The organism is Plantibacter sp. VKM Ac-2880, from assembly GCF_015351235.1.
Classification (GTDB): domain Bacteria; phylum Actinomycetota; class Actinomycetes; order Actinomycetales; family Microbacteriaceae; genus Plantibacter.
Window position 1 is genome coordinate 1,363,292 of record NZ_JADKSJ010000001.1, and the last position, 16,523, is coordinate 1,379,814.

The following is a 16,523-nucleotide window of genomic DNA, read 5'->3' on the forward strand; positions in this document are numbered from 1 at the left end:
CCATGTCGCAGGTACTGACCCAGGACCGCATCACCATCGTCACCGGGACGGTGACGCAGGAGGAGGCCATCCGACGCGCGGCCGACGCCCTCGAGGCGGCGGGAGCGGTCACCGACGAGTACTTCGAGGCCATGCTCGCGCGTGAGCAGTCGGTGTCGACCTACATGGGCAACCTCCTCGCGATCCCGCACGGCACGAACGACGCGAAGGAGGCGGTCCGCGATTCCGCCCTGTCCTTCACCCGCTACGAGACCCCCATCGACTGGGACGGCGAGGAGGTGCGCTTCGTCGTCGGCATCGCCGGCAAGGACGGCGGCCACATGGAGATCCTCTCCAAGATCGCCATCATCTTCTCCGAGGACGACGAGGTCGCCAAGCTGCTCGCCGCTGAGACCGCGGAGGAGCTCTACGCACTCCTGAGCGAGGTCAACGAGTGATGCGGGCCGTCCACTTCGGCGCCGGCAACATCGGACGCGGGTTCGTCGGCCTCCTCCTCCACGAGGGCGGCTACGAGGTGGTCTTCGCGGACGTCAACGCGGAGCTCATCGGAGCCATCGCTGCGGCCGACAGCTACACGGTCCACGAGGTGGGCGACGGCGCGAAGGACACGGTCGTCACCGGGTTCCGCGCCATCAACAGCGCGACCGACGAGGCGGCGCTCGTCGCCGAGATCGCTGCCGCCGACGTGGTGACCACCGCCGTCGGACCGACCATCCTCCGGTTCGTCGCGCCGGTCATCGCACGCGGCATCGCCGCTCGTCCGGCCGACGCGGCACCGCTGGCCGTCATGGCCTGCGAGAACGCCATCAACGCGACCGACCTGCTCGCCGCAGAGGTTCGGCAGGCCGTCGGCGACACCGCCTGGGAGTCGCTGGCGGGCCGCGCCGTGTTCGCGAACACGGCCGTCGACCGCATCGTCCCGGGCCAGCCCGCCGGGCAGGGCATCGACGTCACCGTCGAGACCTTCTACGAGTGGGCCATCGAGACGCCCGCCTTCAACGGTTCCCTCCCGTCGATCCCCGGCGCGCACTTCGTCGACGAGCTCGCCCCGTACATCGAGCGCAAGCTGTTCACGGTGAACACCGGTCACGCCTCCGTCGCCTACTTCGGTGCTCGCGCCGGTATCGGGACGATCGCCGAGGCGCTCGCCGAACCGTCCATCGCGGCGGCTGTCGGTGCGGTGCTCGAGGAGACCTCCGCCCTGCTGGTGGCGAAGCACGGCCTCGACGTCGACGCGCAGCGCGAGTACCGCGAGACGATCCTGCGTCGGTTCGCCAACGTGCACCTGCCCGACACCGTCGAGCGCGTCGGTCGCCAGCCGCTGCGCAAGCTGAGCCGGACGGAACGGTTCATCGGACCTGCCGCCGAGCTGGCGGAGCGCGGCATGGGCCACGACGCCCTCGTCGCCGCCATCGGAGCAGCACTGGAGTTCGACGTGAGCGACGACGAGCAGAGCGTCGAGCTGCAGGCCAAGTTGCACGACCTGGCGGCGGAGACGTTCGTCGAGGAGATCACGGGGCTCGCGCCCGAGCACCCGCTCGCTCCGGCGGTGCTCGCGCAGGTCACCGCTCGGCAGGCGACGCTCTCCTAGCTGGACAACCCTTCGACAGGCTCAGGGACCGGGCATCTCCGGACCCTGAGCCTGTCATGGTCCCTGAGCCTGTCGTGGTCCCTGAGCCTGTCGAAGGGCGATCCCGAAGGCCGCCCGGTCCCTGAGCTTGTCGAAGGGCGGTTCCTGAGCCTGTCGAAGGGGCCCTGCCTCAGAACACCTTGCCGGGGTTCAGCAGGTTCTGGGGGTCGAACAGCTGCTTGATCCCGTGCTGGAGTCCGAGCTGGTCGGCGCCGAGCTCGTCGCCGAGCCACCGTTTCTTGAGCAGCCCGATCCCGTGTTCGCCCGTCAGCGTCCCGCCGAGACGGAGCGCGGCGGTGAACAGTTCCTCGGCCGCTTGCCAGATGTGGTCCGGTACCTCGGTGCCCTCGAAGACGAAGTTCGGGTGGAGGTTGCCGTCGCCGGCGTGCGCGACCGTCGGGATGGTGATGCCGTAGCGACGCTCGATGTGGCCGATCTCGGCGAACATCGCCGCCAACTGGCTGCGGGGCACGGAGACGTCTTCGATGAGCGGGGTGCCGAACCACTCGAGCGAGGGGTGCAGGGCGCGGCGGACCGCGAGCAGGTGCTCACCGGTCGCGTGGTCTGTCGACATCTCGGCGCGGCCGCCGGCAGCCCGCAACACCTCGAGGACGGCCGCTGCTTCGAGCTCGGCGCTCGGCCCGTCGGTCTGGATGACCACGTGCGCTTCGCCGCTGCTCGGTGTCGGGAGCCGCAGGTACCGGTGGACGGCGACGAGTGCGACGGGGTCGAGCAGTTCCATGATGGACGGCTGGATGCCCGCCGCGGTGACGGCCGCGGTGGCACCGGCGGCGGTGACGACGTCAGGGAAGTACCCGGCGATCGTCGCGACGGTGCCGGGGGTGATCCGCCTGATACGGACGGTCGCCTCGACGATGACGCCGAGGACGCCCTCGGATCCGACCATGAGGCTCGTGAGGTCGAGCCCGGTGACGCCCTTGATGCTCCGGTGACCGACGCTGATGAGGCGACCGTCGGCCAAGACGACCTTCAGCGCCAGGACGGCGTCCCGGGTCACCCCGTACTTCGCACACAGGAGGCCGCCGGCACCGGTGGCGATGTTGCCGCCCACGGTCGAGATCGCCCGGCTCGCGGGGTCAGGGGCGAACCAGAGCCCACGAGTGAGCAGGAGGTCGTTGAAGTCGCCGTTGATCACGCCGGGGTCGACCACGGCGAGCAGATCGGGTTCGTTGATCTCGTGGATCCGCGTCATCCCGAGGGTCGACAGCACGATCTCGCCCGCTCCGCCGAGTGCGCCGCCGGCGAGTCCCGTGCCCGCGCCCCGTGTCACGACCGGTGTCCCGGTCGCCGTCGCGATCCGCATCACGGTCTGGACGTCCTCGATGGAACGGGCGGACACCACGGCGATGGGCGCCGCGTCCGACACGTGCCCGGACTTGTCCGTCCGTGCCGCCGCGAGGTCGACATCCGTCGTCGACACCGCGTCACCGAGGGCGTCGCGAAGGGCGTCGAGGACGTTCGGCGCGGTCATCGCTGCAGGGCGGTTCCGTCGGCCCAGACCGCCTGGACCGACCAGCGGTGGTCGAGGAGGACCGCGTCCGCGGCGTATCCCACGGCCAGGCGTCCGAAGCGCTCGCCGAGGCCGAGGACGCGGGCGGGGGTGCTGGTGAGGGCTCCGACGGCCACCGGTGCGGGGATCCCGCTGCCGATCGCCAGGCGGAGCGCGCGGTCGAGGGTGAGGGTGGAGCCGGCGATCGAGTCGCCCTCGACGAGCCTCGCGAGGCCGTCCGTCACCTGGACCTCGAGTGCGCCGAGGAGGTAGCGGCCGTCTGAGGACCCGGCCGCCGCCATCGCATCGGTGATGAGGGCGACGCGCCCAGGAGCCTGCTCGAACGCGAGCTTCGCCACGTCCGGGTGCACGTGTTCACCGTCGAGGATGAGTTCGACCGTCACCCGCTCGTCGGCGAAGGAGGCGATGATCGGCCCAGGCGCGCGGTGGTGGATCCCGTTCATCGCGTTGAACACGTGGGTGACGAGACGTGCACCGAGGTCGAACGCCGTCTTCGTCAGCGCCTCGTCGGCGTCGGTGTGGCCGACCGCGACGACGACCCCAGCCTCGACGAGGACCTGGATCGCCTCGAGCGCGTTCGGCAGTTCCGGCGCGATCGTGATCTGGCGCAGGGTGCCGCGGCTCGCATCGATGAGCCGTTCGACGATCGCGGGGCTGGGGTCGATGAGCGCGGTGGGGTCGTGCGCGCCCTTCTTGGCCGGCGACAGGAACGGCCCCTCGAGGTGGGAGCCGAGCACGAGGGGGTCCTCGGCGACGAGGTCCGCGATCCCGTCGAGACTCGCGACGAGCGCGTCGACCGGGTTGGACACCAGGCTGATGAGCGACCGGGTCGTGCCGTGCGCGCGGTGGACGGCGAGGGCACGCTCGATGGCGTCGCGACCATCGTCGAACGACGCCCCGCCACCACCGTGCACGTGGAGGTCGATGAACCCGGGCGTCAGGTGGTGTCCGTCGGCATCGTGCACGAGGGCATCGGCGTCGAGGGACAGCGACCGCCAGTCGTCGCCGGATCCGGTCGCGCGGATGACCCCGTCGACCGCGTGCAGCCAGAAGGCGTCGATCTGGCCGTCGACGTCGATCTTGGTGGCCGAGTGGATCAGGAGGTCGGTCATGCGAGCTGCTTCCGTCCGCGGATGACGCCGCTGGCGACCGCGATCACGGCGAAGACCGCCGCGATGATCGGCTGCCCGAGGTGCAGCCACGCGAGGGCCGCCGCGGCGAAGATGAGGAGCTCGACGACGGCCTGGCCGTAGAGGTCGATCCGGATGACCGCGCGGGGCGACAGGAACAGCGCCCACAGGACGATCGCGACGACCGGTGCGGCGATGCCGACGACGACGTTGAGCGGGAACGGCCAGACCGCGACGCCCCAGAACCCGAGCGAGAAGAAGGCGAAGAGGTCGAGGAAGAACCGCAGGATCTCGGTGGGGCCGATCTTCACATCGGCGGGAGTTCGTTCAGACACCACACGATTCTACGGCGCATGGTGCGGGCCCCGGCCCGCCTCAGCGGAAGATGATGGTCCGAGCGCCGTCGAGCAGGACGCGGTCCTCGGCGAACCACTTCACCGCCTGCGTCAGGGTGCGGCTCTCCTCGTCCTGCCCGATCGCGACGAGCTCCGACGGCGAGCGCGAGTGGTCCACGCGGACGACGTTCTGCTCGATGATCGGACCCTCGTCGAGGTCGCTCGTGACGAAGTGTGCCGTCGCCCCGATGAGCTTGACCCCGCGCGCATGCGCCTGCTTGTACGGGTTCGCACCCTTGAACCCGGGGAGGAATGAGTGGTGGATGTTGATGGCCCGGCCGGCGAGACGCTCGCAGAGCTCGGGGGAGAGGATCTGCATGTACCTGGCGAGGACGACGAGCTCGATGTCGTGCTCCTCGACCGCGGCGACGACTCTGGCCTCGAACGCGGCCTTGGAGGCGGCGTCGGTGACGGGCAACGACTCGAACGGCACACCGTAGAACGACGCGAGGTCGCGGAGCGAGCCGTGGTTGCTGAGCACGAGCGGGATCTCGACGGCGAGCTGGCCGGCGCGCTGGCGGAAGAGCAGGTCGTTGACGCAGTGCGCGGCCGTGGACGCCAGGACGAGGGTCCGCAGCGGTCGGCCGACCACGTCGAGTCGCCAGTCGAGCGCGTATCGCTCGACGACCGGCGAGATGGCCGCTTCGAACCGTTCCCTGGTGACGGCGGCCTCGACCTGCAGGCGCATGAAGAACCGACCGGTGTCGTCGCTCGAGAACTGCTGGCTCTCGGTGATGTTCCCGTCGGCCTCGACGATCGCGCCACTGATGGCGTGCACGATGCCCGGGCGGTCCTCACAGATGATGGAGAGGACCCAGTGGACGGAGCGCTCGTGCGGAGCTGCAGGCGCGGCGGTGGGGTCGGTCGAGTTCGTCACCGACCCAGGGTACCGGCCGGGGGAGGCTCAGGCCGCCGGGACGGACCGCTCGTCGACGAGGTCGGCGTGCGAGGACTGCCGCAGGTAGGACCGGACGGTCTCGCGGCTGCGCTGCAGGCAGTCGATGCGATCGTCGATCGTCGCGATCTGTGTCCGGAGGGATTCGGCGGTCGCCCGCGAGCAGTCGGGCACGGCGCGCGTGGCACGGGTGTCGTCGAGATCGAGGACCACGCGGACGAGCCGGGTCGTGAGCCCAGCGTCGACCAGGTTGTCGACCGTGATCACGTGGTCGACTGCGGCCGGCTCGTACTCGTCGATCGCGTGCGGGGCCCGCACCGGGGCCAGGAGGCCCTCTTGCTCGTAGGAGTGGAGCCTGGATGCCGGGACGCCCGTCCGTTCAGCGAGTTCTGCGATGCGCATGTGCGGCCTCTCTGTCACCTTCACCTCACGTGCAACGTCGGACCGAGGCCGCCGCATTCCCGGCCTCGGGTAGACTCGTCCGCGGTCGCCGGATGTCGGTCGGCCCTGGGCGCGCACATCAGCGCGTAGACGAACTCGTCCGCCGTGTCGGCCGACGGGTGAACGCCATCGTTGGAGCGATCCGATGACCTCCTCTCCTCCCTCCTCGGCGCGCCCCGCCGAACCGATCAAGCCGACCTCGCCTCCGTTCCCGTGGGTGGGATTGATCGCGCTCGCGGCCGGGACCTTCCTCTCGGTCACCGGCGAGATGATCCCGACCGGGCTCCTCCCCGAGATGAGCGCGTCGCTCGGCGTCACGGAGTCCCAGATCGGACTCCTCGTCAGCGTGTTCGCATTCACGGTCGTGCTGTCGAGTGCCGCCCTCATCCATCTGACCAAGCGCGTCCCCCGACACGCGCTGCTCGTCGCCGTCATCGCCGTGCTCGGTGTCAGCACCGGCCTCGGAGCCCTGGCACCGAACTACGAGCTCCTCGTGGCGACGCGTGTCCTCGGCGGACTGGCACACGGGGTCTTCTGGGCGGTCGTCGGCGCCTACGCCGGCCACCTCGTGCCCAAGGAGCAGCTCGCCAGGGCCGTGTCCGTGACGATCGCCGGCGGCACGCTCGCCTTCGTCCTCGGCGTTCCGCTCAGCACCGCGCTCGGACACGCCCTCGGCTGGCGGCTCGCGTTCGGCGTCCTGGCCGTGGCGATGCTCCTCGGTGCCCTCGTGGTCTGGTGGAAACTGCCGCCCGTCGGCCGGGAGGAGTCGCATGCCGCGTCCGCCGGCGCCACCGGTCGCGATCCGAGCGTCGTCCCCGTCGCGATCGTGTGCATCGCCGTCGGCGTGATCATGGCCGGCCACTACGCGTTCTACACCTATGTCGCCCCCTTCCTCATCGGCGAGGTGGGTGTCCCGGCCGGTCAGCTGAGCGTGCTCCTCCTCGTGTACGGCGTCGCGGGCGCGATCGGCCTGATCCTCACCGGCAGCGTCTTCGCGAAGCGGGCGACGACGGGACTCTTCGTCGCGCTGACCGTGTCGGCCGTCATGGTGAGCGCCCTCACCCTGTCGACGGACTGGCTGCCCGGCGCGCTCGTCGCGTTCTTCCTGTGGGGTACGGCGTTCGGGATGCTGCCCCCACTGATGCAGACCCGCCTGCTGCACGCCGCGAGCCCCAAGATCCGGGACACGGCGAACGCGTTCTACACCACCGCCTTCAACACCGGCATCGGTGGGGGATCAGCGCTCGGGGCACTGCTCCTCGCCGAGGTCGGGCTCGGGGTGCTGCCCTGGGTCTACGTCGTGCTGGCAGGGGTCGCGACCTCGCTCCTGGCCGCGGACGTACTCCGCACCCGCAAGCACGTCACCGCCTGATCGCCCGCCGGAGGCTTCAGGGCGTGGTCGACGCGTCCGTCGCCGGTGCCGCCGGGAGGTCTTCCGACGGTGCTTCGACGGCGACGTCCGATTCGACCGGAGCGGCCTCCGGGTTCGCCGATCCCCCGGGAGACTCCTGGACCGCGTCGTCCGCAGGCTCCGCGGTCGCGGGGTCCGCCGCGGTCGGGTCCGCCGCGGTCTGCGCGGCGGGGTCCGAGTCGGGCGCTGCGGGGAGGTTCGGATCCGTCGCTGCCGGGATCACGGCCGGCAGCGGTGCGGGATCGGCGGCGGATGCGGCCACGGCCGCGAGCTGGGCGGCGTCCAGTGGGGTGGCGTCGAGGGCGAGGGCGAGGTCGGCCGTCAGGAGTCCGGCGAGCGAGAGGTAGTCGACCGAGGTCGACGGCCCCCGGCGGGACGCATCGGCCGGGTCAACGCCCCAGACGCTCAGCTCGTGGAGCCCGATCGCGACCGCGTCTCCGGAGAGCACTGCCCGACCCGCGGCGTCGAGCGTGACGCGTTGCTCGTCGCCGCCGTCCACGGTGTAGCCGATGGTGCCGTTCGGAGCGCCGACGACGACGAGTGACGCCCCCAGTTCGAGGACGCGCAGCAGGCGCAGGTCGAGGAGACCGGTGACGTCGGGACCGGCCACGGTCACCGTGACCGGCTCGGCCCCGAGACTCACGACGCCACCGAGGGTCTGTCGGACGGTCAGGACGAAGGTCCCCGTGCGGCCGAGGTCGACCGGCGCGGTCGACCAGCCGCTCTCAGTGGCCCGTTGCGTCTCCGAGGCCGCGACGGTCGTCGAGGTGATGACCGCGTCACCCTCCAGGATGTCGATGGTGGCGCCGGGCGCTCCGGTACCGGTGAACGAGGGCCAGAGGAATCCTCCGCCGGAGTCCGCGGCCATCGTCGGCTGCGCGGGCTCGACGGGGTCCACCGGATCGACGGGGTCGACGGGGTCGGCGGGATCGGTCGGATCGGCGGGCGTCGTCGGGTCGTCGGAGCCGGCCGGCGGGGCGGTCGGTGGCGTGGTCGCCGGCGGCGTCACCGGTGTCGCGACCGGGTCCGGCGTCCCGTCCTGGTCCGGCGTCGGCTGGGGGCTGGGAAGCGGGGACGTCGGCGTGGTCGGGCCGGTGGACGTTGGCGCGTTCGGGGCTGCCGCAGCGGGCGGATCCACGGTCTCGCCGGCGGCCACCGAGGTGCCGGGCTCGGCGGACGGGAACACGAGCGGGCCGAGGACGAGGGCCGCGGCCGTGACGGCGGCGACGACCACCACCCCGATCGCTGCGACGAGTCCACCCGAGAGGCCTGCCGTTCCGGCAGCCGCTACCGCCCCGACGCCTCCCGCTGCACCCACGGTGGTGACCCCGGCCCCGCCGGATCCGCCCGCTGCGGCGCCGGTCGCGGTATGGCCACTGAGGTGTGCGGTCAGGACCGCTCCACCGGTGACGCCGGCCGGCATCGCGACGACCGCCGTGGACGCCGGTCCGTCCGTCTGCAACCAGGCCAGATAGCCGGTCGCTCCGGCAGCGCCGGCGACCAGTGGGAGGAGGACGAGTGCCATCCGGGACCCGACCTCCTTCGCCTCCGCGGCCACGATCGTGCACCGCTGGCACGCGTCGAGGTGCGCTTCGACCTTCGCCGTGTCGCGGGAGGCCAGGTTGCCGCGCGCATAGGCACCGAGTCGGCTGATGGTGAAGGCGTGCTCGGAGTCGTCGTCGACGGCCTGCAGGTGCGCTTGGATCCAGGCTTCGCGCAGCCCCTCACGTGCCCGGTAGGCCAGCGCGGACACCGAGTTGGGCTTCATGCCCAGCAACGGAGCCACCTCGGCGGGCGTCATCCCCTCGATCTCCGTGTACCAGAGGACCTCCTGCCAGCGCGTGGGCAGGCTGCGGAACGCCCGGGCACTCAGACTGCGGTCGAGGGCCTCCATCGACGACGCCTCATTCGTGTCGGGGTCTTCGAACGAGTCGAGCGTGTCGAGCGAGGTCTCCCGGCGCGAGCGACCCCATGCCGCCGCGGTGTTCCGGATGGTGGTGAACAGGTACGGGCGGAAGGCACCCGTCGGACCCTTCCCGCGACGGACCGCCTGATAGATGCGCGCGAACGACTCCGAGACGAGGTCGTCGGGGTCGAGGCTCGAGGTGATCGACCGGGCGACCGTCCGTCCGGCGTTCGCGTGCCTGCGCCACAGCTCACCGTAGGCGTCCTGCGAGCCCGCACGGGTGCCGTCGATCAGCTCCGCGTCCGAGCGTTCGGCCAGCGGCGCCGCCTGGGACACGTCCACGCTCATGATGCCTCCGTCTGCATGCTGCGCACTGCCGGGCACCATGCCCGCCCGAGAGAGTCGGGTGGGGCGGGATCATGACGCGGAATCCTCATCTTCGCATGGGGCAGCGGCGGTGCGACCGTCCCGGATGATCCTGATCCACGGATCGGGTCGGGAACCCGCGTCATGAAGTGGTGCGGAGCCGCTCTCTCAGGGTGAACGGCAGGGTTCCCGACCTCGGGGATTCGGCCGGGTCGTCCTCGGACGACCACGATGCGGACCGCGGCCGGTGCGCATCGGGCGGCGGACCCGAACCGCTGCAGATCTCGACGGGAGGGGGCGCCATCGTGCGAACCCGTCGATCGGCCGGGAGTGGCGCTCGGGGGCGAGCGCCACTCCTGGCTACCTTCCGCTCCTCGGATCCGCTCAGCTGAGCCAGTCGACCTCGGGGGAGCGGTGGAAGGCGATCCCCGCGGCCGACCAGCCGCGGCCGACCTCGGCCAGACGATCCCGGAAGTCGGACCAGTCGGCGACACGACGCTCTGACCAGCCGATCTCGGCGATCGAAGCGATGCGCGGGAACACGAGGAACTCCAGCGTCTGGACGTCCCCGACGGTCTCGGTCCAGAGTGGCGCCTCGACACCGAGGATGTCCTCCTCGCCGACACCGGTGACGACGTCGGTCGGTTCCCACGCCGACGACCGTTCGACGCTCGTCGGGCCGTCCGCCCAGGTGAGCCCCACCGAGTCGTCGTCGGGGTACTGCATGTCGAGGTAGGCGGCGTCGGAGGGCGACATGATCACCCGCCCGCCCTGTTGCACGAACGACCGCAGCTGCTCGTCGTGACCCGGTTCGGGTGCGACGTAGTTCCAGTATTGGCCGACGGTGCCCGGCGCGAGCTCACCGGATGCACCGAACTCATGCCAGGCGACGGCGGTCTTCCCGGTGGCGGCGACCAGGTCGGACACCCGTCGGGCGAAGTACCGGAAGTCGGCCTCCGGGGTCGCGAGCGCCTCGTCGCCGCCGAGGTGGAGGTACGGTCCCGGCGTGAGGGATGCGAGCTGGCCGAAGACGTCCTCGAGGAACGCGTAGGTGGTTTCGGAGCGGATGTCGAGACTCGAGAAGCCGACCTCGGTGCCGGTGTAGGGCTCGCGCGCGACCCCGTCCGCATTGAGCTCGGGGTAGGCCGCGAGGGCCGCGTTCGTGTGGCCGGGCACGTCGATCTCCGGGACGATCGTGATCGAGCGGTCGGCGGCGTAGTCGACGATGGCGCGGTAGTCCGCGGCGGTGTAGAAGCCGCCCTCGCCACCGCCAACGGCCGTCGCCGCCCCGATGCCGGTCAGTTCCGGCCAGCCGGCGATCTCGAGTCGCCAGCCCTGGTCGTCGCTCAGGTGCAGGTGCAGGTGGTTGAGCTTGAGGCTCGCCAGCTGGTCGATGAACCGCTGCACCTGCGCGACCGAGAAGAAGTGCCGTGCGACGTCGAGCATCACGCCGCGGTAGGCGAATCGTGGCGCGTCGTCGATGGCGACGGCGGCCACCTCCCACGCCTGTCCACTGACCGTCGGCGCCCAGTTCGCGGGCGGGAGCAGCTGGCGGAGGGTCTGGGTGGCATGGAGGACCCCGGCGACGTCGGAACCGACCAGGTCGACGCCCTCCGCCGTCACCGTCAGTCGATAGGCGCCCGCGGTCGGATCGAGCCGCTCGTCGATGCCGAGGGTGATCGCAGGACGTCCGCCGGCCGCGACGTGACCCGCACCGCGCTCGCCCGCCGCGACCGTCTCGACCGGGATCGCGTACCCCATCGAGGTTCGCAGCGCCTCCGCCAGCAGACGCGCCGGAACCGCGGCTTCGGGGGCGGTGACCACGGTCGTCTCCGACCCGAGCAGGAAGGCGGAGGCGGACGGATCCGAGCGCTGCGAGCGGGGGCGGGGGAGCAGACTCATGCAGGTTCCTTCGCTGGCTGACCGTCGTGCGCGTCCGTCCGAGCGGGTTTGTTCGGACGGTGAACACAAGTCGGACCATCCTGTCACAGCCCGGTCGGAGGGTGCCGGAGCGGCGTCGCGACCAGGGTCGGAACGGTGCGCGACAGCCGTCCCGTTGCTATGCTGCTAGCAGTCGCAACTGGCGTATAGACGGAGCCCGCTCCGCCTCAGATGGTTCACCATCGGGGAGCGACCCTGCACCTTGAAGACAAGGGCGGATTCGGCCGCACGCCTGGGCCGAAACGGCACATCACCGACATCCGTCCTGTCACAAAAGGGAGCCAGTCTTGTCCGACACCTTCAACGCGCCACTGTCCGAGGTCGATCCCGAGATCGCCGCGGTCCTCGAGCAGGAGCTCGGCCGCCAGCGCAACACCCTCGAGATGATCGCGAGCGAGAACTTCGTGCCCGTCTCCGTCCTGCAGTCGCAGGGCAGCGTGCTGACGAACAAGTATGCGGAGGGCTACCCCGGCCGCCGGTACTACGGCGGATGCGAGTTCGTCGACATCGCCGAGTCGCTCGCGATCGAGCGCGCCAAGAGCCTCTTCGGTGCCGCGTACGCGAACGTCCAGCCCCACTCGGGAGCGACCGCGAACGCCGCGGTCCTCTCGGCCATCGCCACCCCGGGCGACACCATCCTCGGGCTCGAGCTGGCCCACGGCGGCCACCTCACCCACGGCATGAAGCTCAACTTCTCGGGCAAGCTCTACAACGCCGTCTCGTACGGCGTCGACCCCGAGACCTTCCTTGTCGACATGGACGTCGTGCGCGACAAGGCGCTCGAGCACAAGCCGCAGGTCATCATCGCCGGGTGGTCCGCCTACCCGCGTCAGCTCGACTTCGCCGCCTTCCGTGCGATCGCTGACGAGGTCGGCGCGAAGCTCTGGGTGGACATGGCGCACTTCGCCGGACTCGTCGCCGCAGGCGTACACCCCTCGCCCGTGCCGTTCGCCGACGTCGTCTCCTCGACCGTGCACAAGACGATCGGCGGACCGCGCTCCGGCTTCATCGTCAGCCGCGACATGGAACTCGCCAAAAAGCTCAACTCGAACGTGTTCCCCGGCCAGCAGGGTGGGCCGCTCATGCACGTCATCGCCGCGAAGGCGACGGCGTTCAAGCTCGCCGCGACGGCCGAGTTCAAGGACCGTCAGGAGCGGACGCTCCGTGGTGCCAAGCTCCTCGCCGAGGCACTCACCACCGACGCGTCGAAGGCCGCCGGCATCGACGTCCTCACCGGCGGCACCGACGTGCACATGGTGCTCGCCGACCTCCGGACCTCGGAGCTCGACGGGCAGCAGGCGGAGGACCTCCTCCACGAGGTCGGCATCACGGTCAACCGCAACTCGGTGCCGTTCGACCCGCGTCCGCCGATGGTCACCTCGGGGCTCCGGATCGGTACGCCGGCGCTCGCGACGCGTGGCTTCGGCGACGCCGAGTTCGCCGAGGTCGCCGACATCATCGCGCTCGCGCTCCGCAACGGTGCCGAGTCCGGTGCGCTCCGCAAGCGCGTCACGGCACTCGCCGAGCGCTTCCCGCTCTACGCCGGCCTGCAGCAGTAGGGCACGGGAGCATGACCGCACAGATCCTCGACGGCAAGGCCACGGCCTCCGTCATCAAGTCCGAGATCGCGATCGAGGTGGCTGCGCTCAAGGAGCGCGGCATCTCGGTGGGTCTCGGAACCGTCCTCGTCGGTTCCGACCCGGGTTCGCAGTGGTACGTCGCCGGGAAGCACCGCGACTGCGCCGAGGTGGGCATGGAGTCCATCCGACGCGACCTGCCGGAGACGGTGTCGCAGGAGGAGCTCGAGGCCGTCATCGACGAGCTCAACGCCGACGAGAGCTGCACGGGCTACATCGTGCAGCTGCCGTTGCCGAAGCACATCGACACCGATGCGATCCTCGAGCGCATCGATCCGGAGAAGGACGCCGACGGGCTCCACCCGACCAACCTCGGGCGGCTCGTCCTCAACGTCAACCGGCCGATCCACACCCCGCTGCCGTGCACGCCGAAGGGCGTCGTCGAGCTGGTCGAGCGCCACGGCATCAGTTGGGCCGGGAAGCACGTCGTCGTCGTGGGCCGCGGGGTCACCGTCGGTCGGGCCATCGGCCCGCTGCTGACGCGCCGTGACGTCAACGCCACCGTGACGCTGACCCACACCGGCACGGTCGGCCTCGACGACATCCTGCGCACGGCCGACGTCATCGTCGCCGCGGCCGGTGTCCCCGGCATCGTCACGCGCGACGCCGTCAAACCGGGCGTCATCGTCCTCGACGTCGGCGTGAGCCGCGAGACCGACCCGGAGACGGGCAAGTCCCGCGTCGTCGGCGACGTCGCACCGGATGTCGCGGAGGTCGCTTCGTGGATGAGTCCGAACCCCGGCGGTGTCGGACCGATGACGCGCGTGGGTCTGCTCGCGAACGTGGTCCGCATGGCGACGCCCGCCGAGTAGCGCTCCGCATCGGAACGGCCCGGTCCCGTCAGCTCGCGCTGATGGGACCGGGCCGTTGTCGTCGGGCCTCAGACCTCGCGGGTCGCGCCGGCCGCGGGTCGCACGGCGAAGATCGTCGGGGCCGTGAACGATGCCTCGGCGAACGCGGCTGATACCGCCTCGGACACGGTCGCTGCGAGCGCCACCGGGACGAGCGCGATCGCCGCGCCGCCGAAGCCGCCACCCGTCATCCGCGAACCGATCGCGCCGGCCGCCATGGCCGTCTCGACGGCGAGGTCGAGCTCGGGGACCGAGATCTCGAAGTCGTCGCGCATGGAGGCGTGCGAGGCGACGAGCAGCTCGCCGATCGCGGTCGGACCGTGCTCGCGCAGGGTCCGGACGGTGTCGAGGACGCGCTGGTTCTCGGTGACGACGTGGCGGACGCGGCGGAACGTCTCGTCGTCGAGGAGCTCGCGAGCGCGATCGAGGTCGCCGACCGTGACGTCACGGAGCGAGTCGGCGCCGAGGGCCGCCGCTCCGGCCTCGCAGGACGCCCGTCGCGCCGCGTAGCCGCCGGAGACGTGGGCGTGCTCCACCCGCGTGTCGATGACCAGCAGTTCGAGGTCGTGTTCGTCGAAGCCGAGGGGGATGACGTCGGTCTCGAGCGAGCGGCAGTCGAGGAAGACCCCGCAGTCCGGACGACCGAGCAGGGACGCCGACTGGTCCATGATGCCCGTCGGTGCTCCGACGGCGCGGTTCTCCGCGAGCTGACAGATCTTCGCGAGCGTCTTGCGGTCGTGGTCCAGGTGCCAGATCTCGTCGAGGGCGACCGCGACCGAGGCCTCGATCGCCGCGGAGGAGGAGAGGCCCGCGCCGACCGGGACGTCGGAGTCGAGGTAGATGTCGACGCCGGACAGGTCCGCAAGCGGCGCGCCGAACTGCCCGAGGGCCCACACCACGCCGAGCGGGTAGGCCGACCAGCCCTGCAGCGCGTCGGGGTCGAGCGTGCGCAGGGAGCCCTCGACGACCTCGGGCGAGAAGCTGCTGGACACCCGGATGCGGTCGTCGTCGCGTCGGCGGACGGCCGCGACCGTGCGGCGGTCGATCGCCATCGGGAACACGAAGCCGTCGTTGTAGTCGGTGTGCTCGCCGATGATGTTCACTCGGCCGGGCGCCGACCAGAGGCCGTTCGGTTCGCGGCCGAAGGTGCGCTCGAATCCGCTCGTGGCGGTCTGCTGGAGGTCGGTCATACGGGGTTCTCCTCGTCGGCGGCGGCGATCGCGGCGCGCAGGGCGGTGGCGGTGGACTCGGGAGGCACGTCGCCGATCCACGCACCCATGGCGGCTTCGGAGCCGGCCAGGTACTTCAGGCGGTCGGCGCCACGGCGCGGCGAGGTGAGCTGCAGGTGGAGTCGGAGCTCGCCGCGGTGGACGCGCGTGGGTGCCTGGTGCCAGGCGGCGATGTACGGGGTCGGGGTGTCGTAGAGGGCGTCGACGCCGCGGAGCAGCCGCAGGTAGAGGACGGCGAGCTCGTCGCGCTCCGCGAGGGAGGTGGCGGCGAAGTCGGGGACGTGCCGGTGCGGCATGAGGTGCACCTCGACGGGCCAGCGGGCGGCGAAGGGGACGAAGGCCGTCCAGTGCTCGCCCGTCAGGACGACGCGCTCGTCGGCCTGCTCGGACGCGAGGATGTCGGCGAAGAGGCCGGGGCCGTACGCCTCGCTCGCCGCGATGAGCCGCTGGGTGCGCGGCGTCACGTACGGGTAGGAGTAGATCTGGCCGTGTGGGTGGAGGAGGGTGACGCCGATCTGCTCACCGCGGTTCTCGAACGGGAACACCTGCTGGATCGAGTCGATCTGTGACAGCGCGTGCGTGCGGCGCGCCCAGGCCTCGATCACCGTACGTGCACGGGTGCGGGAGAGGGAGCCGAAGGAGCCGGTGCTCGACGGGCTGAAGCTCACGACCTCGCAGCGGCCGACCGAGGTGCGGGTCCGCCCGATGCCGATGGTCGCGAGGTCGGCGAGGTCGACGGGGGCGTTCTCGTCCTCGAGGAGCGGGCCGAAGGACGGCGACTTGTTCTCGAAGACCGCGACGTCGTACTGATCGGGGATCTCGGAGGGGTTCGAGGGGCTCGCGGGGGCGAGCGGGTCGAGGTTGGCGGGCGGCAGCATCACGCGGTTCTGGCGTGCCGCGGCGATCGAGATCCATTCGCCGGTCAGTGGATCCTGGCGCATGGACGCGGTCGGGGGGCGTGCCGCGAGGTCGCGGGTGTCCGGCAACCGTTCCGCGGGCAGCGTCGTGTCGACATCGTCGAAGTAGATGAGTTCGCGGCCGTCGGCGAGGCGCTGGGTGCTGCTCGCGATCGCCGGGTCGATGACGAAGCTGTCGTCGAGTTGGGGCATGGGGATCCTCTGAACGGGTTGTCGAACGGAAACATGCAATGTTTCGTCTTG

At 70.9% G+C, this 16,523-nt stretch carries 14 protein-coding genes and 1 riboswitch; of the genes, 5 read left to right on the forward strand and 9 right to left on the reverse strand.

Annotation, left to right across the window (positions count from 1 at the left end; translation table 11 throughout):
- The first annotated feature begins 2 nt into the window (after positions 1-2).
- Positions 3-437: a PTS sugar transporter subunit IIA gene (locus ITJ57_RS06600; RefSeq protein ID WP_056007920.1), complete on the forward strand. Its 435-nt coding sequence runs from the start codon at positions 3-5 to the stop codon at positions 435-437.
- Positions 437-1,591 carry a mannitol-1-phosphate 5-dehydrogenase gene (locus tag ITJ57_RS06605; RefSeq protein ID WP_194669361.1) on the forward strand — a complete coding sequence of 385 codons (1,155 nt, stop codon included), beginning with the start codon at positions 437-439 and terminating at the stop codon, positions 1,589-1,591. The genes ITJ57_RS06600 and ITJ57_RS06605 overlap by 1 nt, the downstream gene beginning before the upstream one ends.
- 169 nt (positions 1,592-1,760) lie before the next feature.
- Here ITJ57_RS06605 and ITJ57_RS06610 read toward each other — a convergent pair whose 3' ends face one another.
- The 5 genes from ITJ57_RS06610 to ITJ57_RS06630 are packed head-to-tail and all read right to left on the reverse strand — an operon-like array spanning position 1,761 to position 5,983.
- Complete coding sequence (locus ITJ57_RS06610) at positions 1,761-3,122, reverse strand: FAD-binding oxidoreductase (RefSeq protein WP_194669362.1); 1,362 nt, start codon at positions 3,120-3,122, stop codon at positions 1,761-1,763.
- Complete coding sequence (gene nagA / locus ITJ57_RS06615) at positions 3,119-4,273, reverse strand: N-acetylglucosamine-6-phosphate deacetylase (RefSeq protein WP_194669363.1); 1,155 nt, start codon at positions 4,271-4,273, stop codon at positions 3,119-3,121. The genes ITJ57_RS06610 and nagA overlap by 4 nt, the downstream gene beginning before the upstream one ends.
- Positions 4,270-4,626: a YrdB family protein gene (locus ITJ57_RS06620; RefSeq protein ID WP_370582234.1), complete on the reverse strand. Its 357-nt coding sequence runs from the start codon at positions 4,624-4,626 to the stop codon at positions 4,270-4,272. The genes nagA and ITJ57_RS06620 overlap by 4 nt, the downstream gene beginning before the upstream one ends.
- Positions 4,627-4,666: 40 nt before the next feature.
- On the reverse strand, positions 4,667-5,563 hold the full coding sequence (gene purU, locus ITJ57_RS06625; RefSeq protein ID WP_194669365.1) for a formyltetrahydrofolate deformylase: 897 nt from the start codon (positions 5,561-5,563) through the stop codon (positions 4,667-4,669).
- A 27-nt stretch (positions 5,564-5,590) separates the two neighbouring features.
- The gene (locus ITJ57_RS06630) at positions 5,591-5,983 is read right to left on the reverse strand and encodes a MerR family transcriptional regulator (protein ID WP_194669366.1); all 393 of its coding nucleotides are present in this window, start codon (positions 5,981-5,983) and stop codon (positions 5,591-5,593) included.
- Positions 5,984-6,167: 184 nt separating this feature from the next.
- On the opposite strand from ITJ57_RS06630, the gene ITJ57_RS06635 reads away from it, so the two are divergent.
- A complete protein-coding gene (locus tag ITJ57_RS06635; protein WP_194669367.1) occupies positions 6,168-7,394 on the forward strand; it encodes an MFS transporter in 1,227 nt (408 codons plus the stop codon).
- Between the two features lie 16 nt (positions 7,395-7,410).
- Here the strand turns inward: ITJ57_RS06635 and ITJ57_RS06640 are convergent, their stop codons facing one another.
- Entirely contained in the window at positions 7,411-9,687 is a 2,277-nt protein-coding gene (locus tag ITJ57_RS06640; protein WP_194669368.1) for a sigma-70 family RNA polymerase sigma factor, read from the reverse strand.
- A 402-nt stretch (positions 9,688-10,089) separates the two neighbouring features.
- A complete protein-coding gene (locus tag ITJ57_RS06645; protein ID WP_194669369.1) occupies positions 10,090-11,607 on the reverse strand; it encodes a family 20 glycosylhydrolase in 1,518 nt (505 codons plus the stop codon).
- Between the two features lie 166 nt (positions 11,608-11,773).
- Positions 11,774-11,891, forward strand: a riboswitch (ZMP/ZTP riboswitch).
- Between the two features lie 42 nt (positions 11,892-11,933).
- Here ITJ57_RS06645 and glyA point away from each other — a divergent pair.
- On the forward strand, positions 11,934-13,205 hold the full coding sequence (glyA, locus tag ITJ57_RS06650) for a serine hydroxymethyltransferase (RefSeq protein ID WP_194669370.1): 1,272 nt from the start codon (positions 11,934-11,936) through the stop codon (positions 13,203-13,205).
- A gap of 11 nt (positions 13,206-13,216) precedes the next feature.
- Entirely contained in the window at positions 13,217-14,095 is an 879-nt protein-coding gene (locus tag ITJ57_RS06655) for a bifunctional methylenetetrahydrofolate dehydrogenase/methenyltetrahydrofolate cyclohydrolase (protein ID WP_194669371.1), read from the forward strand.
- A 68-nt stretch (positions 14,096-14,163) separates the two neighbouring features.
- On the opposite strand, the gene galK is transcribed toward ITJ57_RS06655, so the two are convergent.
- Both galK and galT read right to left on the reverse strand, forming a co-directional pair.
- On the reverse strand, positions 14,164-15,324 hold the full coding sequence (gene galK, locus ITJ57_RS06660) for a galactokinase (RefSeq protein WP_194669372.1): 1,161 nt from the start codon (positions 15,322-15,324) through the stop codon (positions 14,164-14,166).
- Entirely contained in the window at positions 15,321-16,472 is a 1,152-nt protein-coding gene (galT, locus tag ITJ57_RS06665) for a galactose-1-phosphate uridylyltransferase (RefSeq protein ID WP_194669373.1), read from the reverse strand. Before galT ends, galK begins: the two co-directional genes overlap by 4 nt.
- Positions 16,473-16,523 lie beyond the last annotated feature (51 nt).